15 protein-coding genes, 1 pseudogene and 1 riboswitch are annotated in these 22,069 nt (G+C 72.6%); of the genes and pseudogenes, 6 read left to right on the top strand and 10 right to left on the bottom strand.

The window, feature by feature from the left end; genetic code table 11:
* Positions 1 to 177 precede the first annotated feature (177 nt).
* The 7 genes from sucD to ABZ887_RS05510 all read right to left on the bottom strand — a co-directional run bounded on the left by sucD (position 178) and on the right by ABZ887_RS05510 (position 9,143).
* Positions 178 to 1,062: a succinate--CoA ligase subunit alpha gene (gene sucD, locus ABZ887_RS05540; protein WP_089099337.1), complete on the bottom strand. Its 885-nt coding sequence runs from the start codon at positions 1,060 to 1,062 to the stop codon at positions 178 to 180.
* A 27-nt stretch (positions 1,063 to 1,089) separates the two neighbouring features.
* Positions 1,090 to 2,271 (bottom strand): ADP-forming succinate--CoA ligase subunit beta, encoded by a 1,182-nt coding sequence (gene sucC / locus ABZ887_RS05535; protein ID WP_361283143.1) that lies wholly within the window; start codon positions 2,269 to 2,271, stop codon positions 1,090 to 1,092.
* 447 nt (positions 2,272 to 2,718) lie between these two features.
* Positions 2,719 to 3,042: a hypothetical protein gene (locus ABZ887_RS05530; protein ID WP_361283141.1), complete on the bottom strand. Its 324-nt coding sequence runs from the start codon at positions 3,040 to 3,042 to the stop codon at positions 2,719 to 2,721.
* Positions 3,043 to 3,290: 248 nt separating this feature from the next.
* A complete protein-coding gene (locus ABZ887_RS05525) occupies positions 3,291 to 4,124 on the bottom strand; it encodes a hypothetical protein (RefSeq protein WP_361283139.1) in 834 nt (277 codons plus the stop codon).
* A gap of 236 nt (positions 4,125 to 4,360) precedes the next feature.
* Positions 4,361 to 5,581, bottom strand: coding sequence for a VWA domain-containing protein (locus tag ABZ887_RS05520; protein ID WP_361283137.1), 1,221 nt, complete (start codon positions 5,579 to 5,581; stop codon positions 4,361 to 4,363).
* Positions 5,578 to 8,028, bottom strand: a complete 2,451-nt coding sequence (locus ABZ887_RS05515) for a DUF5682 family protein (RefSeq protein WP_361283135.1) — start codon at positions 8,026 to 8,028, stop codon at positions 5,578 to 5,580. The genes ABZ887_RS05520 and ABZ887_RS05515 overlap by 4 nt, the downstream gene beginning before the upstream one ends.
* A complete protein-coding gene (locus ABZ887_RS05510; RefSeq protein WP_361283133.1) occupies positions 8,025 to 9,143 on the bottom strand; it encodes an AAA family ATPase in 1,119 nt (372 codons plus the stop codon). The genes ABZ887_RS05515 and ABZ887_RS05510 overlap by 4 nt, the downstream gene beginning before the upstream one ends.
* 132 nt (positions 9,144 to 9,275) lie before the next feature.
* Here ABZ887_RS05510 and ABZ887_RS05505 point away from each other — a divergent pair, with 132 nt between their 5' ends.
* Both ABZ887_RS05505 and ABZ887_RS05500 read left to right on the top strand, forming a co-directional pair.
* The gene (locus tag ABZ887_RS05505; RefSeq protein WP_361283131.1) at positions 9,276 to 10,631 is read left to right on the top strand and encodes an SWIM zinc finger family protein; all 1,356 of its coding nucleotides are present in this window, start codon (positions 9,276 to 9,278) and stop codon (positions 10,629 to 10,631) included.
* Positions 10,632 to 10,728: 97 nt separating this feature from the next.
* Complete coding sequence (locus ABZ887_RS05500) at positions 10,729 to 12,321, top strand: DUF5691 domain-containing protein (RefSeq protein ID WP_361283129.1); 1,593 nt, start codon at positions 10,729 to 10,731, stop codon at positions 12,319 to 12,321.
* 90 nt (positions 12,322 to 12,411) lie between these two features.
* On the opposite strand, the gene ABZ887_RS05495 is transcribed toward ABZ887_RS05500, so the two are convergent.
* On the bottom strand, positions 12,412 to 12,828 hold the full coding sequence (locus tag ABZ887_RS05495) for a cobalamin B12-binding domain-containing protein (protein WP_361283127.1): 417 nt from the start codon (positions 12,826 to 12,828) through the stop codon (positions 12,412 to 12,414).
* Positions 12,829 to 13,157: 329 nt separating this feature from the next.
* On the opposite strand from ABZ887_RS05495, the gene ABZ887_RS05490 reads away from it, so the two are divergent.
* Together ABZ887_RS05490 and ABZ887_RS05485 are read left to right on the top strand one after the other, a co-directional pair.
* A complete protein-coding gene (locus ABZ887_RS05490) occupies positions 13,158 to 14,039 on the top strand; it encodes an alpha/beta fold hydrolase (protein WP_361283125.1) in 882 nt (293 codons plus the stop codon).
* A gap of 262 nt (positions 14,040 to 14,301) precedes the next feature.
* Positions 14,302 to 15,807 (top strand): M23 family metallopeptidase, encoded by a 1,506-nt coding sequence (locus ABZ887_RS05485; RefSeq protein ID WP_361283123.1) that lies wholly within the window; start codon positions 14,302 to 14,304, stop codon positions 15,805 to 15,807.
* Positions 15,808 to 15,874: 67 nt separating this feature from the next.
* On the opposite strand, the gene pcrA is transcribed toward ABZ887_RS05485, so the two are convergent.
* Positions 15,875 to 18,373, bottom strand: coding sequence for a DNA helicase PcrA (pcrA, locus tag ABZ887_RS05480; RefSeq protein ID WP_361283121.1), 2,499 nt, complete (start codon positions 18,371 to 18,373; stop codon positions 15,875 to 15,877).
* Positions 18,374 to 18,686: 313 nt separating this feature from the next.
* Positions 18,687 to 18,859: riboswitch (cyclic di-AMP (ydaO/yuaA leader) on the top strand.
* 8 nt (positions 18,860 to 18,867) lie between these two features.
* Here pcrA and ABZ887_RS05475 point away from each other — a divergent pair.
* Together ABZ887_RS05475 and ABZ887_RS05470 are read left to right on the top strand one after the other, a co-directional pair.
* Positions 18,868 to 20,013 carry an NlpC/P60 family protein gene (locus tag ABZ887_RS05475; RefSeq protein WP_361283119.1) on the top strand — a complete coding sequence of 382 codons (1,146 nt, stop codon included), beginning with the start codon at positions 18,868 to 18,870 and terminating at the stop codon, positions 20,011 to 20,013.
* Between the two features lie 281 nt (positions 20,014 to 20,294).
* Positions 20,295 to 21,238 (top strand): annotated as a pseudogene (locus ABZ887_RS05470) (tellurite resistance/C4-dicarboxylate transporter family protein); the annotation flags it as partial.
* Positions 21,239 to 21,268: 30 nt separating this feature from the next.
* On the opposite strand, the gene ABZ887_RS05465 reads toward ABZ887_RS05470, so the two are convergent.
* Complete coding sequence (locus ABZ887_RS05465) at positions 21,269 to 21,622, bottom strand: hypothetical protein (RefSeq protein ID WP_217555043.1); 354 nt, start codon at positions 21,620 to 21,622, stop codon at positions 21,269 to 21,271.
* Positions 21,623 to 22,069: the final 447 nt, after the last annotated feature.

Here is a 22,069-nt window from a genome sequence, read left to right as displayed (position 1 = left end):
GCTCCTTCCACAGCTCCCCAGCTGCGGGCAGGCGTGCCGCAGGGCGGCACGGGTGGGCGCTGGGGGTCCCCCGGCCGAAGGCTGGGGGAGGCACCCCGCAAGCGCGGGCGAGCGAAACGCCGGTAGGCCCACCCCCACCCCGGGGACGGGCCTACCGGCGTTCAGTCACGCAGCTGTTCAGCCGGCGAGGATCTCGCGCGCCAGCTTCGCCGTCTCGGTCGGGGTCTTGCCGACCTTGACGCCCGCGGCCTCCAGGGCCTCCTTCTTCGCCTGGGCGGTGCCCGACGAACCGGAGACGATGGCACCGGCGTGGCCCATCGTCTTGCCCTCGGGCGCGGTGAAGCCCGCGACGTAGCCGACGACCGGCTTGGTCACGTTCTTCGCGATGAAGTCCGCGGCCCGCTCCTCGGCGTCGCCGCCGATCTCACCGATCATCACGATCAGGTCGGTGTCGGGGTCGGCCTCGAACGCGGCGAGCGCGTCGATGTGCGTGGTGCCGATGATCGGGTCGCCACCGATGCCGACGGCGGTCGAGAAGCCGATGTCACGGAGCTCGTACATCATCTGGTACGTCAGCGTGCCGGACTTCGAGACCAGGCCGATACGGCCCGGCTTGGTGATGTCGCCCGGGATGATGCCGACGTTGGACTGGCCGACGGTGATGATGCCGGGGCAGTTCGGGCCGATGATCCGGGTCTTGTTGCCCTTCTTGCCGGCGTACGCCCAGAACGACGCCGAGTCGTGCACGGCGATGCCCTCGGTGATCACGACGGCCAGCGGGATCTCGGCGTCGATGGCCTCGACGACCGCGTCCTTGGTGAACTTCTCCGGCACGAAGATGACGGAGACGTTGGCGCCGGTGGCCTCGATGGCCTCCTTGACGGTACCGAAGACGGGTACCTCGGTGCCGTCGAAGTCGACCTTCTGTCCCGCCTTGCGCGGGTTCACGCCGCCCACGACGTTGGTGCCGTCCGCCAGCATGAGCTTGGTGTGCTTCATGCCCGTGGCGCCGGTCATGCCCTGGACGATGACCTTGCTGTCCTTGTTGAGCCAGATAGCCATGGTGTGTTGTGTCCTCGTCCTGAGTGCTTACTTGGCGGCGTTTGCCAGCTCGGCGGCCTTGTCGGCGGCGCCGTCCATGGTGTCGACGCGCTGCACCAGCGGGTGGTTGGCGTCGGTGAGGATCTTGCGGCCCAGCTCGGCGTTGTTGCCGTCGAGGCGGACGACGAGCGGCTTGGAGACGTCCTCGCCGCGGTCCTCCAGAAGCTTCAGGGCCTGCACGATGCCGTTGGCGACCTCGTCGCAGGCGGTGATGCCACCGAAGACGTTGACGAAGACCGACTTGACGTCGGGGTCGCCGAGGATGATCTCCAGGCCGTTGGCCATGACCTGGGCGGAAGCGCCGCCGCCGATGTCGAGGAAGTTGGCGGGCTTGACGCCACCGTGGTTCTCACCGGCGTACGCGACGACGTCCAGGGTGCTCATGACGAGACCCGCGCCGTTGCCGATGATGCCGACCTCGCCGTCGAGCTTGACGTAGTTGAGGTTCTTCTCCTTGGCGGCGGCCTCCAGCGGGTTGGCCGCGGCCTTGTCGTGGAGCTCGGCCCAGTCCGCGTGGCGGAACTCGGCGTTGTCGTCCAGCGACACCTTGCCGTCGAGGGCGATGACGTCGCCGGAGGCGACCTTCGCGAGCGGGTTGACCTCGACGAGGAGGGCGTCCTCCTTGATGAAGGTGTCCCACAGCGTGACCAGGACGTCGGCGACCTTGTCGGCGACCTCGGCCGGGAACTTCGCCGCGGCGACGATCTCCTTGGCCTTGGCCAGGTCCACACCGTCGATCGCGTCGATCGGGGTCTTGGCGACGGCCTCGGGGCGGGTGACCGCCACCTCCTCGATCTCCATGCCGCCCTCGACGGAGGCGATGGAGAGGAAGGTGCGGTTGGCACGGTCGAGGAGGAAGGAGACGTAGTACTCCTCGAGGATCTCCGGGGCCGTCTCGGCGATCATCACCTTGTGGACCGTGTGGCCCTTGATGTCCATGCCGAGGATGTCCGTCGCCCGGGCGACGGCCTCGTCCGCGGAGGCGGCCAGCTTGACGCCACCGGCCTTGCCGCGGCCACCGACCTTCACCTGCGCCTTGACGACGGACTTGCCGCCCAGACGCTCGGTGATCGCGCGCGCCGCCTCAGGCGTGTCGATGACTTCACCGGCCAGCACCGGTACATCGTGCTTGGCGAAGAGGTCCCTCGCCTGGTACTCGAACAGGTCCACGCGCTTCCGTCCCTATCAGTGATCTCGCGGTTCGTTGGATGCGTGGGCGTGCCGCGAAGGGCAACGTGACGTCCGCATGGGTCACAGGGGAAGCGCACACGGTGTCCGAGCGCGCGGCATGTCCGTCTCGCAGGTTATCGCCGCTCGCTGAGGGTCTCTAAATCGGGAGTCACACCTGAGCGGTGATACCTGTCACATGATGCCGGGTAGCACCGGTTTTCGTGGCACGGCGTGCCGTCTTGCGTGCGATGTGCGAGGCCTCACCGGGCTGGGGTTGGCCCGGTGAGGCCTCAGGCCCCGAGGACCTCCGGTTCTCGGGGCCGGGCGGCCGCCCCCGCCCCAGGGGGAGGGCCGACCCGAACCGTGGGACTCCGGCCGGACGGACGACGGCATTCGGCCGCCCGCACCGGGCCACCCACGGAGTCACAGAAGGCCGCTCACCCGGGTCTACGCCCGGCGGTCGGCCTCCGGGGCCATGGGGGTGACCGCCGAGGGGAAGGGGAGATGGCCGGGAGCGGTGTCCGTGAGCATGGTCGCCGCGCGGTTCTGGAGGGCCTGGGCCTGAGCTCGGGCGGTGGCCTGCGCCCTGGCCGTGGCGGTCGCGGCGCGGGCCGCGCGGGCGCCCTGGATGGCCTGGGCACCGCGGATCCGGGCCGCCCGGCCCGTCACGGCGGGCGGCTCCTCCGGGCCGGCCGCTGCGGGCCGGCCGAACGCCCACGCCCAGGTCCCGCCGGCGGCTGTGACCATGGAACGGCCGATGTATTCGTTCATGTGTACGTCAGTCCTTCGGGGCTCCGGCGCGTTCGCCACGCGCATACGGAGCCGGGAGAGCTTCCGGTGAGGCCGGAAGCGCGGCTGGGGACATCGCCGTCCGGAGCGCTCGGCAGGGGAAACCGAGCAGGGGGAACCGTGACGTGCTCACGGAGTCCGGAAGGGGGATCCGAAAGGGTCCGGACGGGCGGGCAGACCTGTTCCGCCCCCACGCGACAGGTCTGTGGCGGGGAAGGTGGTCGCCGGTCCTAGCCGGGGAAGACGGGGATGTCCCGGTATCTGTCCGGGGTCCCGGCCGCGTCGGGACGCGCGGCGGCACCGGGCACGAGCCCGAGCGGCGCCCGGCCGGCGAAGGTCACGGCGTGCGCGTCACCGTGCCGGGAGGGGCTGCCGTCGACCGCCGACTTGCCCAGCGCACCGTCCGGGTCCCCGGTGGGCGCGGGGTGGGCGGGAGCGCCGACGGCGCGGGTGGCACGGTGGGTCCCGGTGTGGGTCGCCCTGTCGGGCGCGAAGGCCACGGCGGTGATCCGCGGCCCGTACGACACCGCGGTGGTCGCCGCCGCGTTCCTTTCGCTACGGGACTTGTCGTGCCCGGCGTGGTGCGTGACCGGCGTCCGCGACTGCGCGGGGCCGGGCGTCGACGTCACCGGTGCCGGTGCCGACTCGACCGGCGGCTCGGAGACGACGGGAAGCTCCGGCACCTGCACCACGGGCAGCTCCGTCACCTGCCGCACCGTCTCGGTGAGGGTCTCGGTGAGTGTCTCGGTCAGGGCCGAAGTGACGGGAGAGTTCACGGTGGCGGCCACCGTGCCGGTCACGGACCGGACGACCTCGTGGACGCCGTCCACCGCCGACGCCACCGGCGCCGCCGTCACCGCCTCGACGACCGCGGACTTCCGCGCCCCCGGCGGCGGCGTCTTCTGGGGCACGACCGACGTCAACGGCGTCAACGTCGGAGTCGTGGGCGCTCCCTCGGCCGCCTGCGCCTGCTGCCCGCAGAGGAAGCCGAGCGCGAGGAGTCCGCCGACCAGCAGCGCCAGTTGCAGCGCACGTCGTCCCGGCGCCGTGCGCAACACGCGCACGGCGGCACCGGACACAACGGCTGGCGAGGTCAAGACGGGGAGGATCCTCCCGTGCGGCGGAACAGAGCAGAGGGGCCCGACGGTGTGAAGGCCGGTGAATGACCCGTGGAGACTTCGATCCTTGCACGGGACTCCCGAGGTTGCGCAAGCCCCCCGTTACCGATGGGTAGTCATGTCCGTTTTGACGGCGGGTGCCGGACATCGCCGAGTCGACAAGTCACCCTCCAGGCGCGGCATCACACGGTGTCCGGCACCGGAATCGGCCGCTTCTCGATCGCGGCCGCCATCACCTCGGGGAAGAGGTCGGGCGTGCACGCGAACGCCGGTGCCCCCAGCGCCGCGAGCGCGGCAGCGTGCTCCCGGTCGTACGCCGGCGCCCCCTCGTCCGACAGCGCGAGCAGCGCCACGAACTGCACCCCCGACGCCTTCATGGCCGCGACCCGCTTCAGCATCTCGTTCCGTATCCCGCCCTCGTAGAGGTCGCTGATGAGGACGACGACGGTCTCCGCCGGCCGGGTGATCTGCGACTGGCAGTACGCCAGTGCCCGGTTGATGTCCGTACCGCCGCCGAGCTGGGTGCCGAACAGGACGTCCACCGGGTCGTCCAGCTGGTCGGTGAGGTCGACCACCGCGGTGTCGAAGACGACGAGCCGGGTGTCGATCGACCGCATGGACGCCAGCACCGCCCCGAACACCGAGGCGTACACCACCGACGCGGCCATCGACCCGGACTGGTCGATGCAGAGCACCACCTCCTTCTTCACCGACTGCGAGGCCCGCCCGTACCCGACCAGCCGCTCCGGCACGATGGTCCGGTACTCCGGCAGGTAGTGCTTGAGGTTGGCCGCGATGGTGCGGTTCCAGTCGATGTCGTGGTGGCGCGGCCGGTTGATGCGAGCGCTGCGGTCGAGGGCCCCGGTGAGGGTGGCCCGGGTACGGGTGGCCAGCCGCTTCTCCAGGTCCTCGACGACCTTGCGCACCACCGCCCGTGCCGTCTCCTTCGTGGTCTCCGGCATCGCCTTGTTCAGCGAGAGCAGCGTGCCGACCAGGTGCACGTCCGCCTCCACCGCCTCCAGCATCTCCGGTTCGAGCAGCAGCGAGGCCAGCCCGAGCCGGTCGATGGCGTCCCGCTGCATGACCTGGACGACGGAGGACGGGAAGTACGTCCGGATGTCCCCGAGCCAGCGCGCCACCGACGGCGCCGACGCCCCGAGCCCCGCCGAACGCTCCCGCCCCGACTGGGCCCTGTCCCCCTTGCCGTACAGCGCGGCCAGCGTCCCGTCCATCGCCGCGTCCCGCCCCGACAGCGCGCACCCGGTGCCGTCGGCGGCCTCGCCCCCGAGCACCAGCCGCCACCGCCGCAGCCGCTCCCGGCCCGGATCGCCGAGTCCGGCACCGGCGTCCGTCGTGTCCGCCGTGTCCGACACATCCGTCACGTCCGTCACGTCCGTGGTCATCTCCCCGCCCCCACAAGGTCGTTGTCCGGTTCCGCTGCGTCTTCCCCCTCGTCGAGGCCGAGCAACAGGCGCAGCACCGGCAGTACGGCGTCGGCGCGCCCGGCGTCCGTCTCGGCACCGAAGCCCGGTGTCCCCCCGGTCCGTCCCGCTCCCTCCTGCGGCCGCTCCCCGGGCCCGCGGCGCACCAGCTCGCCGATCGTCCGGCGCACCCCGGGCTCGTACACCGAGAACGTCCGCCGCAGCAGCGGCAGTACGTCCGTGAACGCCTCCGCCGGTACCCCGGTCAGCCAGGAGTCGACCAGGCCGAGCAGCCGTTCGTCGTGCACCAGCAGCATCCCGCCCCCGCCGCTGCCGCCCACGAACCCCTCGATCCAGGCGGCCCCGTCCGCCGGCGGGGTCCCCGGCGAGAGCACCAGCCCCATCAGCCGCGCCGCCTCCTCCGGCCCCAGCTCCCCCTCGTCCAGCAGGATCCGCACGGACCGCCCGCGCAGCACCCCGGGCACGCGCTCCCGCCCGGACAGCGTGCGCAGCACGGCCCGCCAGCGGCCCCGCAGGTCACGCCCGCCGGAATCGGCCCCCGCCGCCGCCCCGGCCCCCGTTCCTGGCTCGCCGAGCAGACCCACCGCCGTGTGCACCGCGTCCACATGGCCGCGCATCTCCTCCGCCGCGTCCGCGTCCAGGGCGGCGCAGGCCGGTGGAAGCCCGACGAAGACCCGCTCGGCAAGGCCCGCTGCGACCTCGGCGAGCGCGTGGATGTCGGTGCCCCGGACGTCGCCGTAGCGCAGGGAGCGGACCAGGGCCGGGAGGGCCTGGGCGAGGTGGCCGACGTCCGTGTCCAGGGCGGCCCGGTCGGCGAGCGCCCGCATCACCACCGGCAGCGCGTCCGGCAGTCCGGCGAGCAGACAGTGCTCGGCGAGCCCGGTGACCTCGGCGAGCGCGCTCGCCTGCACCGCGTCGGCCTCGGCCCTGGCGGTCGCCGCCCCCTCGACGGTCGTCCCCCACACCCCGGCCTCGGCCACCCGCACCGACAGCTCCGGCTCCCAGCGCAGCCGCCACGTCTCCCGGAACGTCCCCGTACCGGCCCGGGACTGCGCGGGCTCGCCCCACTCGACGCCGAGCAGCCGCAGCCGGTGCAGCAGCCTGCTGCGCCCCGCGTCGGTGTCCTTGCGCAGGTCGAGCTCCAGCTCCCGCTCAAGCGCCTCCGGCTTGAGCCTGAGCCTGCGCTGCTCCCGGACCAGGTCCCGCTGCAACGGCACCGCGGGCGCCGCCTCCGGCACCTCCCCCAGCACGTCCCCGACCACCAGCCGGTCGTGCACCAGCGCCAGCGGGACGTCCGAGCCCTCGCACAGCACCGCCCGCACCGCGTCGGTGGTCTCGCCGAGGCCGGGCAGCGGACGGCCGCGCATCACGGCCAGCGTCTCGGCCAGCCGTACGGCTTCGATGACATGGGCCGAGGAGACGATCCGGTCCTCCTCGCGGAGCAGCCCGGCCACCTTGACGAGCCATCGCTCCACCGGCCGGTCCGGAGCGCGGAACAGATGTCCGTACCAGCCCGGCGAGTCGATGCCCGCGCCGTAGCCGCTCGCCCGGGCCAGCCGACGGTTCGTCCACGGCACCCAGGTCAGGTCCGCCTTGACCTTGGGCAGTCCCTTCAGCAGCTCCCGGTCGGCGGCGACGGTGCTCTTCGCGCGCAGCGCCGGCACGTGCCACGCCCCGCACACCACCGCGACCTGCTCCCCGAACTCCCGCTGCGCGGCGCGCAGTCGGAGCCGCATGTGGGCCTCCCGCACGGGATCCCGGTCGCGGCCGCCGGCCCCGTACGTCTCCCGCAGCGCCCCCATCGCCTCCGCCACCGCGGCGAACGGCGCGAACGCGTCCCGCTCCCCGGCCCCGTCCCGGTGCTCGACGACGTCCTCCCACCACCGCTCGGGATCGTCGTAGCCGGCGGCCTCGGCGAGGGCCGCGAGAGGGTCGACGCGCAGCTGACGACCGGCGCCGGACTCGTCGGCCCCATCGGGCTGCTGCCGCCCGGCGGCGGGCTCGTCCGCCTCCGTGCCGGGGACCGCGACCGCTTCTTCGTCCTCCCCTTTCCCCCAGGCCAGCGTGTGCGTGGCCGGCAGGTCGATGAAGCGGGCCGGGACCTCGTGCTCCAGGGCCCAGCGGAGGGCCACCCACTCGGGGCTGAAGTCGGCCAGCGGCCAGAACGCGGAGCGGCCGGGCTCGTCCACGGCGTGCGCGAGGAGCGCGACCGGTGGCCGCATCTCCGGGTCGGCGGCCAGCGGGATCAGCGCGTCGGCCTCGGGCGGCCCCTCGATCAGCACGGCCCGCGGCCGGGCGGCGTCCAGCGCGGCCCGCACCGCCCGCGCGGAGCCGGGCCCGTGGTGCCGCACCCCCAGCAGCAGCGGCCCGGGACCGGGCGACCGCCGCCACTCCGTGTCGTCCCTCATGTGCTCACCTCGCGGCAGGCGCGGTAGAAGTCCTTCCAGCCGTCCCGCTCGCGGACGACCGTCTCCAGGTACTCCTGCCAGATGACCCGGTCGGCGGCCGGGTCGCGGACGACGGCCCCGAGGATGCCGGCCGCGACGTCACCAGCCCGCAGCACGCCGTCCCCGAAGTGGGCCGCCAGGGCGAGGCCGTTGGTCACGACGGAGATCGCCTCGGCCGTGGAGAGCGTGCCACTCGGCGACTTGAGCTTGGTGCGGCCGTCGGCGGTGACGCCGTCGCGCAGCTCGCGGAAGACGGTGACGACCCGGCGGATCTCCTCGATGCCGTCGGGCGCGGCGGGCAGCTCCAGGGAGCGGCCGATCTGGTCGACCCTGCGGGCCACGATGTCGACCTCGGCGTCCGGGCTCTCCGGCAGTGGCAGCACCACGGTGTTGAAGCGGCGGCGCAAGGCGCTGGAGAGGTCGTTGACGCCCCGGTCGCGGTCGTTGGCGGTGGCGATCAGGTTGAACCCGCGGACCGCCAGCACCTCCTCGCCCAGCTCCGGGATCGGCAGGGTCTTCTCCGACAGGATCGTGATCAGCGTGTCCTGCACGTCGGCGGGGATCCGGGTCAGCTCCTCGACTCTCGCCGTCATCCCCTCCGCCATGGCCCGCATGACGGGGCTCGGCACCAGGGCGTCCCGGCTCGGGCCGTGGGCCAGCAGCTGCGCGTAGTTCCAGCCGTAGCGGATGGCCTCCTCCGGGGTGCCGGCCGTGCCCTGCACCAGCAGGGTCGAGTCTCCGCTGACGGCGGCCGCCAGGTGCTCGGAGACCCAGGTCTTGGCGGTACCGGGCACGCCGAGCAGGAGCAGGGCGCGGTCGGTGGCAAGGGTGGTGACGGCGACCTCGACGATGCGGCGCGGTCCGACGTACTTCGGCGTGATCACCGTGCCGTCCGGCAGCGTGCCGCCGAGCAGATAGGTGGCCACCGCCCACGGCGACATCCTCCAGCGGGCCGGGCGCGGCCGGTCGTCCTGCGCGGCCAGCGCCGCGAGTTCGGCCGCGAAGGCGTGCTCGGCGTGCGGTCGCAGCGCACTCTCGGTGCTCGTCGGGTCGGTCAGTTCCACGGACACAGTCATGGCTGAGGCCCCCTCCAGCTCGGCCGGTTCGGATCTGGTGTCCACCGTGCACCACGCCACTGACAATCGCTCTGACCTGCACAAACACGCTCGCCGGGGCGATTGTCAGTGGCGGGATCTACCTTCGATGACATGACTCAGCAGGGGGTGCGCTGGAGTGCGGACCAGGTGCTGGCCTTGGCGCCTGACGCCGCGTCACGCAAAGCAGGAAGCAGACTCGGGGCGGCCGGGCCGTGGTCCGGGACCGGGAGTTGCGAGGAGGGGACGGTATGGGGACTGTGCAAGGGCAGCGGCAGCAAGCCGTACCAGACGATCGTGGACATCGCCGACCCGGCGGGTCCCGCCTACAAGTGCAGTTGCCCGAGCCGGAAGTTCCCCTGCAAGCACGCCCTCGGACTGCTCCTGCTCTGGGCGGGCGAGGACGACTCGGTACCGGCGGTGCCGCAGCCCCCGGACTGGGCCGAGCAGTGGATCGCGGGCCGGCGCAGGCGTGCGGAGGACAAACGGCCGGCGGAGGGCGGGAGTTCCCCGGCTGCCGCTGATCCGGAGGCGGCCCGGCGCCGGGCGGAGAGGCGGGCCGAGCGGGTCACGGCGGGCGCCACGGAGCTGGAGCAGCGCCTGTCCGACCTGCTGCGCGGCGGCCTGGCCGCGGCCGAGCAGGCGGGGTACGGACTGTGGGAGGAGACGGCGGCCCGCATGGTCGACGCCCAGGCCCCCGGACTGGCCGCGCGGGTGCGGGAGTTGGGGGCGATACCCGGCTCCGGTCCGGGCTGGCCGGTGCGGCTCCTCGAGGAGTGCGCGCTGCTGCACCTTCTCGACCAGGGCTGGCTGCGCCGGGACCGGCTGCCGGCGGGCCTCGCGGCCACGGTCCGCTCCCGTGTCGGCCTGCCCGCCGCGGCGGACGGCCCGCCGGTGCGCGACCGCTGGCTGGTCCTCGCCCAGTACGACGCGGCGGACGCGAAGCTGACGACCCGCCGGATCTGGCTGCACGGCGCCGACTCGGGCCGTACGGCACTGCTCCTCTCCTACGGCGCGGCCGGTCGCGCCCCCGAGCTGGCGCTGCCGGTCGGCCTCGCCCTGGAGGCGGAGCTGTCCGCCTATCCGGGCGCGGGCCAGTACCGGGCGGCGCTGGGTGAGCGGTTCGCCGCACCCGCGCCCCTCTCGATACGGCCGCCGGGCGTGCCGACCGCGCAGGCGGCGGCCCGGTACGGGGAGGCGCTGCGCGACGACCCGTGGCTGGAGTCGGTGCCGGTGACACTGGCCCGGGTCGTGCCGGTCCCGGACGGCGACTCCTGGCAACTGGCGGACGCCGAGGGTGAGTCCGCGCTGCCGCTCGCTCCCGCCGCCCGTTCCGGGCCCGGGCTGTGGCGGCTGGTCGCGCTCTCGGGGGGCGCCCCGGTCACGGTCTTCGGCGAGTGCGGCCACCGCGGCTTCACCCCGCTGACGGCCTGGCCGGAGACGGCGGGCGAGGCGGTCCCGCTGTGCTGACCCGGCCGACACACGCCCCGCCCCGGCACCACCGCCCCGCGCCCCAGCCGACTCGCAGAACTCGCGGAACTCGCAGAACTCGCGGAAAGGGAACCCCGTGACCGCTTGGGAGGATCTCGTCACCACGGCGCTGCTGGGCACGGACCGGCGGCCGCCCGCGACCGGCGGGCCGGGCCGTGAGGCTCCGGTGGCCCTGCTGGACGAGGCAGCCGTGGCCACCGTACGACGGCGGGCCGGGCTGCGTCCGGCACCGGCCGCGCCCCGCCCCGAACCGGCCGCCGAGGACCTGCGCCCCGCGCTGCCGGCCGCCGCGGCCCGCCGGCTGGCGATGCTGCTCTCCGACCGTCCCGGCATCGCGGCCGGCAGCCGCCGGGGCACCTCGCCCGACCTGATGGAGCTGCTGCCGCAGTGGCTCGCGGCGGCCAACGCACGCGGGTTCGCCGCACCCCCGCAGACACTGCCCGCACTGCTGGACGCGGCCAGGGGCCGTACCGACCTGCGGCCCGCCGCGCTGGCCTTCGCCGGACCGCGTGCCCTGTGGCTGGCCCGGCTCAACCAGGACTGGCGGTTCGCCCTGCGCGCGGTCCCGGGCGGCGGCGCGGCCCTGCCCGGCCCCGAGGACACCGAGGCGATACAGCAGCTGTGGCAGGAGGGGCTGTTCGCCGAGCGGGTCGCGCTGCTGGCCGTGCTGCGGGCCCGGGCCCCCGAGGCGGCGCTCGAGCTGCTGGCCGGGACCTGGGCGACGGAGCGGGCCGAGGACCGGCTGATGTTCCTCGACTCGCTGCGCACGGGACTGGCCGCCGGGGACGAGCCGTTCCTGGAGCAGGCGCTGTCGGACCGGAGCCGCAACGTGCGGACGACGGCGGCGGAGCTGCTGTCCGCGCTGCCCGGCTCGGCGCTCGCCGGGCGGATGGCGGTGCGGGCCGGGTCGTGCGTGGCCGTCGACCACACCGGGAACGGCCCGGTGATCGCGGTGGAGGCACCGCCGGAGTGCGACCCGGGGATGGAGCGCGACGGAGTGGTGGCCAAACCGCCGACCGGGCGCGGCGAACGGTCCTGGTGGCTGGGGCAGTTGGTGGAGGCGACCCCGCTCTCCACCTGGCCGGCGCGGCTCGGTGGCCGTACGCCCGGGGAGATCGTGGCGCTGCCGGTCGCGGACGGCTGGCAGGCCGAGCTGCACGCGGCCTGGTGCCGGGCCGCCGTACGGCAGCGGGACGCCGAGTGGGCGAGAGCGCTGCTCGGGGTTCCGGCGGCACCGGAGGCGGGCGGTCCGGGGGCGGTGTCCCTGGCCGAGCGGGCCAAGCTGCTGGGCACGCTGGAGGGCGCGGAGCGGGCCGGCTGGGTGGCCGGCTTCATCGCGGCGCACGGCCTGTCGGAGGCGTTCCAGCTGCTCGGTGTGTGCGCCGTACCGTGGTCGGCGCCGCTCGGCCGGTCCGTGGTGGACGCCCTCAACATCGCGCGGGACGCGGGGAGTTACCCGTGGAGTTTCAGCGGGGTGATGGGCCTTGCCGAACGCTGCCTGGACCCCGCGGAAGCCGGCCGCCTGGACGCGCTCCTGGCCGTACCGGACGAACGCGAGGACGCGTCACCGGGCGCCGGCGGCTACTGGGCGGAGGCGTTCCAACGCCTGGTGACAACACTGAGACTCCGGTCGGCCATGCTCAAAGAGCTCGACGACAGCGCCCCATAAGGGGCGCGGGGAACTGCGCACCCAGCCCCCACCGGCGGTCGGCCGACACACGACCCGCACCACCGAAGTCGGCCCCCCCGCGAACGCGGCCTACGCCTCGGTCGGCTGCCTGACGTTCTCCCGCACCCACTCCACGATCGACGACATCGTCGCCCCCGGCGTGAAGATCGCGGCGACGCCCTTCTCCTTGAGGGGGGCGATGTCGTCCTCGGGGATGATGCCGCCGCCGAAGACGAGGATGTCCTCGGCGTCGCGCTGCTTGAGCAGGTCGATGACCGCGGCGAACAGGGTGTTGTGGGCGCCGGAGAGGATGGAGAGGCCGATGGCGTCGGCGTCCTCCTGGATGGCCGTGTCGACGATCTGCTCCGGCGTCTGGTGGAGGCCGGTGTAGATGACCTCCATGCCCGCGTCGCGCAGCGCCCGCGCGATGACCTTGGCTCCGCGGTCGTGGCCGTCGAGCCCCGGTTTGGCCACCACCACACGGATCGGGCCGGCTGCCACACCCATCACTGCCTCCATGACCATGAAACGAACACGCCAACATCCATCCGTACCGAGAAGTACCGCACATTCGGCGCGTTCCGCCACCCGTCTCAAGTGAACGAACGTTATCTCCAGCATCCCGCAACCGGCAGTTTCGCGGAGGTTACAGAGGGGGAAATCACACACAGCGGGACACGTCAGGGAGCCGCAGCGTGGTCCGCGGGGACGGTACGGACACGCGACGCGGCAAGTCGTCGTACACGGCCGGCCACCCCCGCAGCCTCCGCCCGGCCTCCCCATGAGGGCACACGGGGGACGGAGCTGTCCTCGGCGTGCCGACAGGAGGTCGGCCGATGAAGGTCACCGAGGTACTGGACCCTTTTCTCCCGTTCTGCCGCCGCCTCCTCCCCGACAGTCTCGCCGGCCTGTCGCTGGCCCTCCTGAAGTCGACCGCCCTGGAGGCCGCGATCCTGGCCGGGCATCTCCTGCTGTACCCGACGGGCCTCACCCCTGAGCGCCGCCCGCCTGTACCGTCCGTACCGCACGTACCGTCCGCGCCGTCCGTGGAGCCCGACGGCACGGTCCGGCTGCCGGTCCGGCCGGCCCCGCCGGTCGTGCTGCTGCACGGCTTCATCGACAACCGCTCGGTCTTCGTCCTGCTGCGCCGCGCCCTCGCCCAGCACGGCGGCCAGCGCGTCGAGTCGCTCAACTACTCGCCGCTGACCTGCGACATCCGCACCGCCGCCGAGCTGCTCGGCCGGCACATAGAGGAGATCTGCGAGCGCACCGGCAGCGGCCGGGTCGACATCGTCGGGCACAGCCTCGGCGGGCTGATCGCGCGCTACTACGTCCAGCGCCTCGGCGGCGACCTGCGCGTCCGCACCCTGGTGACGCTCGGCACCCCGCACTCCGGCACCCGGGTGGCACCGCTCGCGGACGCGCACCCGATCGTGCGGCAGATGCGCCCCGGGTCGTCGGTGATCGAGGAGCTGACCAGGCCCGCACCCGGCTGCCGCACCCGGTTCGTGAGCTTCTGGAGCGACCTCGACTCGGTGATGGAGCCGGTGGAGACGGCCCGCATCGACCATCCGGACCTCATGGCGACGAACGTGCGGGTGACCGGGATCGGTCACCTTGCCCTGCCCGTCCACCCGGCGATCGCGTCCGGTATACGGCAGGCCCTCGACGAAACACCCGCGGAGGAGCGGATCGCGGGCGGTCTGACGGTGGCCTGAGGGCGGACCGGGCGAGCGAGGACCGCCCGGCGGCGCTCGGCGGAGCCTCGGCGCGGCCCGACGGAGCCCGTTTGGACGCACCCCACGCTCGAACACTCATCGAACAAAAGGCCAAACCCGCGCCCGTCGTCCCCCGAAACACGGCCGAATGCCCGTTTCCCGAAACAGCGAAACCTGTTGAAGATTGTCGCGCCCGTATACCGCCGGGTACAGTCGCCGCACTGCTCTGGCAGCCCCTGTTGTCGAGGCGAAAGAGAAGTTGGTGAACGACCGTCACCCGTCGGGGACCATGACCACCCCGGCCCCGGCTTCCGACGCCGATCCGGCGCACTACGCGCCCTACGGCACCCAGGAAGCCCAGTACGGCGACTTCACCACGTACGGCGACCACACCGCCACCGGCGCCGCGTTCCACAGCGACCCGCTCTTCGGCAGCTTCCCGAGCCAGGGCCAGGGCCATGCCACCGGCGCGTACGACGCCACGCAGTGGCAGACGGCCGGCGGCCAGACACTGAACTACGACCCGTACGCGGCCCAGCACCACGCCGCCTACGACTCCGGCGCCTACGACAGCACCGCGTGGACCGTCCCGGCGCCGGCGCAGGAGACGGTCGCCGACACCAGCGGCCACTGGGACGCGAACGCCTGGCTCCAGCCCGAGCAGTCGGCCGTGGCCGGGGCGACCCAGCAGTGGGAGTGGGGCACCCAGGCCTTCGACACCGGTGTGTACGACGCCACGCAGTGGAACTCCGACGGCACCCCGGCACAGACCGCCGAGCCCGGGTACGAGCACGAACCGCAGGCCGCCGCCTTCGACGAGTCGGCGAACCAGATGTTCGATCAGCTCCCCTACGAGGAGCGCGGGGAGTTCGAGGAGCTGGGAGAATTCGGGGAGTTCGGGGAGTCCACGGAAAACCTCCCGGACGACGGCGAGCTGACCGCGACCGGCGAACTGCCTGAAGTAACGCCACTGCTGGACGACCAGGAAGAGGTCACCCCGGTCACGCCGGCGGCGACGACCCGCGCGGGGTCGCGTTCCCGCCGCCGTACGCCTCCCAAGCGGTCCGCGCTGCTGACCGTCGCCGTGCCCTCGGTGTGCGTGATGGGGGTCGCCGGGATCGCGGCCGCCTCCGTCAACAGCCTGACCGGCGACGGCAAGGACACCACGGCCTCCGCCTCCGACGCGCAGTCGGTGAAACCGTCCGCCGCCAACAGCAAGCTGGACGCCCAGCTGCGGACGCTCTCGGCGGGTGCCAACGACTTCGCCGACCGGGCCAGCCGGACGCAGGAGCGCATCGACCTCAAGGCCCAGCAGGAGTCCGAGAAGAAGAGGGCGGCGGCGGAGGCGGCCCGCAAGGAGCGGCTGCGCCCGAAGTACGCGCTGCCGGTCACGCAGAAGGGCCTCAGCGCCTACTTCGGCCAGGCCGGCGTGAACTGGATGTCCGTCCACACCGGCATCGACTTCCCCGTCTCCTACGGCACGACGGTGATGGCCGCCACCGACGGCGTCGTCTCCACCAAGTGGAACAGCGCCTACGGCAACATGATGATCGTGACGGCGAAGGACGGCACGGAGACGTGGTACTGCCACCTCTCCTCGTACCGTGTCGCCGCCGGTACGACCGTGAAGGCCGGCGATCCGATCGCGTACTCCGGGAACTCCGGGAACTCGACCGGCCCGCACCTGCACTTCGAGGTCAGGCCGGCCGGAGGCGCTGCCATAGACCCGCTGCCGTGGCTGCGCAGCCACGGCCTCGACCCGACCTGACCCCGCCGATATCGGCGATACCGGCGATACCGGTGGGTCCCGCCGCAGCGGGACCGGGCCCCGTGTCCTACAGCTTTTCCACCGGCGCGTACCGCAGCAGCAGCCGCTTCGGCTTGGCCTCGCCGAAGTCGATCGTCGCCTCCGCGTTGCCGCCCGTGCCCTTCACCGCGACGACCGTGCCGAGGCCGAACTGGTCGTGGGTGACGCGGTCGCCGACGGCCAGCGAGACCACCGGCTTCTCCGAGGTCCGCCGGGTGGCGAAGCCGGACGCACCGGAGGCCGAGGAGCGTGAGCGGGTCGAGGAGAGCGAGGCCGCCACGCCCGCCGCGGGCCCGGCGGAGACCGGCGCCGTCGCCCCGGTCCGCTTCCACTCCAGATACGCGCCCGGGATCTCCTCCAGGAAGCGCGAGGGCGGGTTGTACGACGGCTGGCCCCAGGCGCTGCGCATCGACGACCGGGTGAGGTACAGCCGCTCCCGCGCACGCGTGATGCCGACGTACGCGAGCCGCCGCTCCTCCTCCAGTTCCTTGGTCTGGCCGAGGGCACGCATGTGCGGGAAGACGCCGTCCTCCATGCCGGTCAGGAACACCACCGGGAACTCGAGACCCTTGGCGGTGTGCAGGGTCATCAGGGTGATGACGCCGTCGCCGTTCTCGTCCTCGTCGGGGATCTGGTCGGAGTCGGCGACCAGGGCCACCCGCTCCAGGAAGGCGGCGAGCCCGGGCTGCTCCTCGCCCTCGCCGGTCTCCTGCTCGAACTCCAGCGCCACGGAGGCGAGTTCCTGGAGGTTCTCGATGCGGGTCTCGTCCTGCGGGTCCGTCGAGTTCTGCAACTCGGCCAGGTATCCGGTGCGTTCGTAGATCGCCTCCAGGACGGTGGCGGGTCCGGCGCCGGACTCCACGACCGTACGGAGGTCCTCCATCAGCGTGTTGAACCGCTTGACCGCGTTCGTCGACCGGGCGGCCATGCCGTACGCCTCGTCGACGCGCTTGAGCGCCTGCGGGAAGCTGATCTTCTCGCGCTGGGCGAGGGCGTCGATCATCGCCTCCGCGCGGTCGCCGATACCGCGCTTGGGAACGTTGAGGATCCGCCGGAGCGGGACGGAGTCCTCCGGGTTGGCCAGCACCCGCAGGTAGGCCAGGACGTCCCGGACCTCCTTGCGCTCGTAGAAGCGGACGCCGCCGACGACCTTGTAGGGCAGGCCGACGCGGATGAAGATCTCCTCGAAGACACGGGACTGCGCGTTGGTGCGGTAGAAGACGGCGACGTCGCCGGCCTTCGCCTCGCCCGCGTCGGTCAGACGGTCTATCTCCTCGGCGACGAACTGGGCCTCGTCGTGCTCGGTGTCGGCGACGTAGCCGGTGATCTGCGCGCCCGCGCCCGCGTTGGTCCACAGGTTCTTCGGGCGGCGGGACTCGTTGCGCTCGATGACCGCGTTGGCGGCGCTCAGGATCGTCTGCGTGGAGCGGTAGTTCTGTTCGAGGAGGATCGTCGTCGCGTTCGGGTAGTCCTCCTCGAACTGGAGGATGTTGCGGATCGTCGCACCCCGGAAGGCGTAGATCGACTGGTCGGCGTCACCGACGACGCAGAGTTCGGCGGGGGGCAGGTCGTGCCCGCCGGGCGGGGTGTCGGCGCCGTCGGCTCGCGTGCCCGTGCCGGTGCCGACGAGCTCGCGCACCAGGGCGTACTGGGCGTGGTTGGTGTCCTGGTACTCGTCGACCAGGACGTGCCGGAAGCGGCGGCGGTAGTGCTCGGCGACGTCCGGGAAGGCGCGCAGCAGGTTGACCGTCGTCATGATCAGGTCGTCGAAGTCGAGGGCGTTCGCCTCGCGCAGCCGCGACTGGTACATGGCGTAGGCCTGGGCGAGGGTCTTCTCGAATCCGTCGGTGGCCTGGGCGGCGAAGTCCTCCTCGTCGATCAGCTCGTTCTTCAGGTTGCTGATCTTGGCGCTGAAGGACTTGGGCGGGTAGCGCTTGGGGTCCAGGTCCAGGTCCCGGCAGACCAGGGCCATCAGGCGCTTGGAGTCGGCCGCGTCGTAGATCGAGAAGGAGGAGGTGAAGCCGAGCTTCTTGCTCTCCCTCCGGAGGATCCGGACACAGGCGCTGTGGAAGGTCATCACCCACATCGCGTGGGCGCGCGGGCCGACGAGGTGCTCGACCCGCTCCTTCATCTCGCCCGCGGCCTTGTTGGTGAAGGTGATCGCGAGGATCTGGCCCGGGTGCACCTGGCGCGCGCCGAGCAGGTGGGCGATGCGGTGGGTGAGTACCCGGGTCTTGCCGGAACCGGCGCCGGCCACGATGAGCAGCGGCGAGCCGGCGTGCACGACGGCCGCCCGCTGGTTCTCGTTCAGCCCGTCCAGGAGCGCGGCCGGGTCCAGGGCCGGGCGGGCGGCGCCGTCGCGGTAGTAGGCGTCCCGGTCCGGGGGCACGTCGAACTTCCCGCCGAACAGATCGTCCGGAATCGACTCCGGAGCGTGCTCGTCCTCGGGCGGCGGCGGAGGTTCCTCGTCATGGCCGCGGGGGGCCTGGAGGCTCGCCAGGAAGCTGTCGTCAAAGAGGCTGCTCATCGCTCTCCGAGTCTAGGGCGCCCCACCGACAACCGGCCGCCGCCCCGGAAACTCGCCCGGGTGACCGAACAGATCCGCTCCGTCACGGCAGGCCGACGCACTCCACGGTGTCGCGGGCACCGACGGCGAACCACCACCCCCTTCCCCGACAAGTCGCCCATACCACCCCAGACAACCTTGCCTGAACCGGCCTCAACAACAAGGTCACGAAAATGTATCGGGCATATCGCACATCAAACTTCACAGAGGCCACACGAGTTGGTTAGCGTGCCAGGCAGGCCGTACGACCTCCACCGGCGAACATCGCCGGGCCGCACGGCCTCCGCCGAGTCCGGGGCGCCGCCGCGCATCCGGAGCCGGGGACCCACACCGATCCCGGGGTGAATCGGTCCCGACTCCCCTCCGGGGAGCGGACCGTAGGGCAACCCTTCCGAACCACCCGCCCGAACCCGACAGCTAACTCGGTAGGCGGAACATGGAAGGAGTCGCCTCCGTTGGCGTCGCACCGCAAGTCCCGGCCGTCAGGAATACGCGCGGCGGGCATACGCACCCCCGCGCTGGCCACCGCAGCCCTCACCTCCGTGGCCCTGCTCTCCCAGACGGCCGAGGCCGCACCCCCCGAGGACGGCAAGCCGAGCCTGGAGGAGGTCGAGAAGAAGGTCGACTCGCTCTACCGGCAGGCGGAGTCGGCGACCGAGAAGTACAACGCGGCCAAGGAACGGACCGGCAAACAGCGCAAGCAGGTCGACACCCTGCTCGACGACGTCGCCGAGCGCACGGACCGGCTGAACAAGGCGCGTGAGGAGCTGGGTTCGTTCGCCGCGGCCCAGTACCGGACCGGGACGAGCGTTTCCGACACGGCGACCTTCCTGCTCGCGGACAGTCCCCAGGACTACTTCGAGCAGGACCAGTTGATGAGCCGCCTGACCTCGCGTCAGAAGGACGCGGTCGACGACTACGTCACCCAGCAGTCCGCGACCATGAAGAAGCGCCAGGAGGCCGCCAAGAGCCTCGAGACGCTCACCGAGACGCAGGACGACCTCAAGACCGCCAAGACCACCGTCCAGACCAAGCTGGCCTCGGCGCGGGAGCTGCTGTCGCAGCTGACGGCCGCGGAGAAGGCCCGGCTGGCGGCGCTCGAGAAGCGGCAGGAGGAAGCGGCGGCCCGCAAGGCGGCGGAACTGGCGAAGCAGCAGGCCGCGGCCGCCGACCAGGGGACCTCGTCGTCCTCGACGTCGAGCGGCTCGTCCTCCGGCTCGTCCTCCGGCTCCTCCACCTACGCCACGAAGGCCGCCAAGGCGATCGCCTTCGCCCGCGCACAGATCGGCAAGCCGTACGTGTGGGGCGCCACCGGTCCCGGCTCCTACGACTGCTCCGGGCTCTCCCAGGCCGCCTGGAAGGCCGCGGGCGTCTCCCTGCCGCGCACCACCTACGACCAGGTGAACGCCGGCACCACCGTCTCCCTCGCCGACGCCCGACCCGGCGACCTGGTCTTCTTCTACGACGACGTCAGCCACGTCGGCATCTACATCGGGGACGGCATGATGATCCACGCCCCCAAGCCCGGCGCTTACGTCCGGGAGGAGTCGATCTACTACGGCGGCGAGTCGATCATCCACAGCGTGGTACGCCCGGCCTGACCCGATGGGGCGCCCACCACACCTCGGGCGCCCCCTGGCACTCCCCCGCACCTGATCGCACCTCGACGCGATCCGAGCACCGCCTCGCGCATCCGCCTCGCGCGCCCCCGGCCGCTTCCACGCATCCGCTCGCACCCCGTTCCCGCCGCCCCTTCCCGCCGCCCCTTCCGGCGCCGCTTCCCGCCGCCGCGGGGTTTTCGGGCCGCACGCGCGCGTGGCCCGTTCGTGCCGTGGCCGGCCCTCCCTAGCATCAGCGGCATGTCCGGTATTTCCCCCTCCCCGCCTGGTCGGCGTGGCGTCCGGCCGCGGCCGGGGCCGCTGTGATGGCCACCGGCATCATGTCGGTGGGGCTGCACCTGGCGGGGGCGGAGACCGTGTCCCGGGTGGCGCTGGTGCTTGCCTGCGTGATGTGGGCGGCGCTGGCCGCGGACTTCGTCGTACGGCTGGCGCTCGATCGCCGGCACTGGGCGGCGGAGGCGCGGACGCCTGGCGCGCTCACCGCCGTGGCGGCGACGACGGTGCTGGGACGGAGTTCTCGGCGCTCGGGTGGCAGCCCCTCGCCGAGGCCCTGCTGGCGCTGTCGGCGGTGCTGTGGCCGCCGCTGCTGGTCCTCGTCGTGCGGCACTGGAAGCCGAGGATGCCCGGCGCGGTGTTCCTGGCCTGTGTGGCCACGCAGGGCCTGGCCGTACTGGGAGCGACGCTGGCGGCGGCCGTGACGACGGCGTGGCTCGCCCACCTCTCGCTGGTCCTCTTCTGGCTGGGGCTGGCGATGTACGGGCTCGCCGTACCGCGGTTCGAGTGGCGGCAGATCGCCGAGGGGCCCGGTGACCAGTGGGTGGCGGGCGGCGCGCTCGCGATCTCGGCGCTGGCCGGGGCGAGGCTGCTGGCCGCCGACACCGCGCGACTGTACCTGTGGAACGACGACGACCGCGGTGTCCTGCGTGTGGTGACGGTGGCGCTGCTGGTCCTCGACCTGGCCTGGTACGTCGTCCTGCTGGCCGCGGAGGTGGCATGGCCCCGGCCGCGTTACGACGTGCGCCGCTGGGCGACGGTGTTCCCGATGGGGATGACGGCGACGGCGACGCTCTCGGTGGCGGCCGCCGTCGGCGTGCCGTGGCTGAAGTGGCCGGGGCGGGTCCTGGTGTGGGTCACGGTGGCGGCCTGGCTGGCGGTGGCGGCCGGCGCGGCGGCGGCCGCCCGTGCCGGCCTCAGGAAGGCCCGCTGAGGACGCCGGGGATGCCGGGGATACCGGGGGTCACGTCCACAGGACGGCGATGAAGATGTTCGCCACCGTGAGCAGACCCACCAGCCCGAAGGCGCCCTTCTCCACCTTCTCGTCGTCCCGTTTCACGTAGACGAGACCGAGGATCACGATCAGCAGCGCGAGCTTCACGCCGATCTTGACGGTGTTGACGTGGTGGTCGTCGGCCTCGTTGAGGCCGACCAGGATCACCCCGGTCGCGAGCATGGTGAACGCGCCGTGCAGCATCCCGGGGACGAACCGGGCCGTGCCCTGGCCCATCGCCTTCATCTGGGTGAGGAAGCCGCCGAGGAGCGCGGCGATGCCGATGATGTGCAGGCCGACGAAGAGATGGATGAGTACGTCCATGGCCCCGGAGCCTAATCAGGGCCCTACGGGGCACCGGGCACCGGCCCCTCCCTCCGCGCCCGCCGCGCCGCATATATGCACCCCATAGCACCCCGTGTCCCCCGCCAGCCCCGGAACCGCCTCTTCGGTCATCCCGCCCCGAGAAGCCGACGGCTCCGGACCGGAATCCCGGTCACATACCGTCGGGTAACGATCCGGTCACGCCAATTCCGCGCATCGCGTTACCGAGCCGACACACGCGGGCCTAGCGTCCTCCCCCAGGTGACCGACTCCCCACCGCCGCCCGGGCCAGGGGCGGCAGTCGGAAGCCACCGCCGAGAAGGTCCGGCGGCGGTCCGCTCCCCCTGTGCGGGCCGCCGCCGGACGCGCAATCCGCACTCCCCGCGACCGTACGGGCGCTCCCCTGGCGTTCGCGCGGACGGGACGGCGGTCGTACGAAAGGACGGG

Origin of the sequence: Streptomyces sp. NPDC047061, from assembly GCF_040643955.1 — a bacterium.
Lineage (GTDB): Bacteria > Actinomycetota > Actinomycetes > Streptomycetales > Streptomycetaceae > Streptomyces.
The sequence above is the reverse complement of the archived record's forward strand: the minus strand, read 5'-3'. Positions and strand labels throughout refer to the sequence as shown.

Excerpts from the sequence above, each read along its gene's own strand:
- sucD (WP_089099337.1), bottom strand. The coding sequence starts at position 1,062 with ATGGCTATCTGGCTCAACAAGGACAGCAAGGTCATCGTCCAGGGCATG.
- ABZ887_RS05530 (WP_361283141.1), bottom strand. The coding sequence starts at position 3,042 with ATGAACGAATACATCGGCCGTTCCATGGTCACAGCCGCCGGCGGGACC.
- ABZ887_RS05520 (WP_361283137.1), bottom strand. The coding sequence starts at position 5,581 with ATGACCACGGACGTGACGGACGTGACGGATGTGTCGGACACGGCGGAC.
- ABZ887_RS05515 (WP_361283135.1), bottom strand. The coding sequence starts at position 8,028 with ATGAGGGACGACACGGAGTGGCGGCGGTCGCCCGGTCCCGGGCCGCTG.
- ABZ887_RS05510 (WP_361283133.1), bottom strand. The coding sequence starts at position 9,143 with ATGACTGTGTCCGTGGAACTGACCGACCCGACGAGCACCGAGAGTGCG.
- ABZ887_RS05505 (WP_361283131.1), top strand. The coding sequence starts at position 9,276 with ATGACTCAGCAGGGGGTGCGCTGGAGTGCGGACCAGGTGCTGGCCTTG.
- ABZ887_RS05495 (WP_361283127.1), bottom strand. The coding sequence starts at position 12,828 with ATGGGTGTGGCAGCCGGCCCGATCCGTGTGGTGGTGGCCAAACCGGGG.
- ABZ887_RS05490 (WP_361283125.1), top strand. The coding sequence starts at position 13,158 with ATGAAGGTCACCGAGGTACTGGACCCTTTTCTCCCGTTCTGCCGCCGC.
- pcrA (WP_361283121.1), bottom strand. The coding sequence starts at position 18,373 with ATGAGCAGCCTCTTTGACGACAGCTTCCTGGCGAGCCTCCAGGCCCCC.
- ABZ887_RS05465 (WP_217555043.1), bottom strand. The coding sequence starts at position 21,622 with ATGGACGTACTCATCCATCTCTTCGTCGGCCTGCACATCATCGGCATC.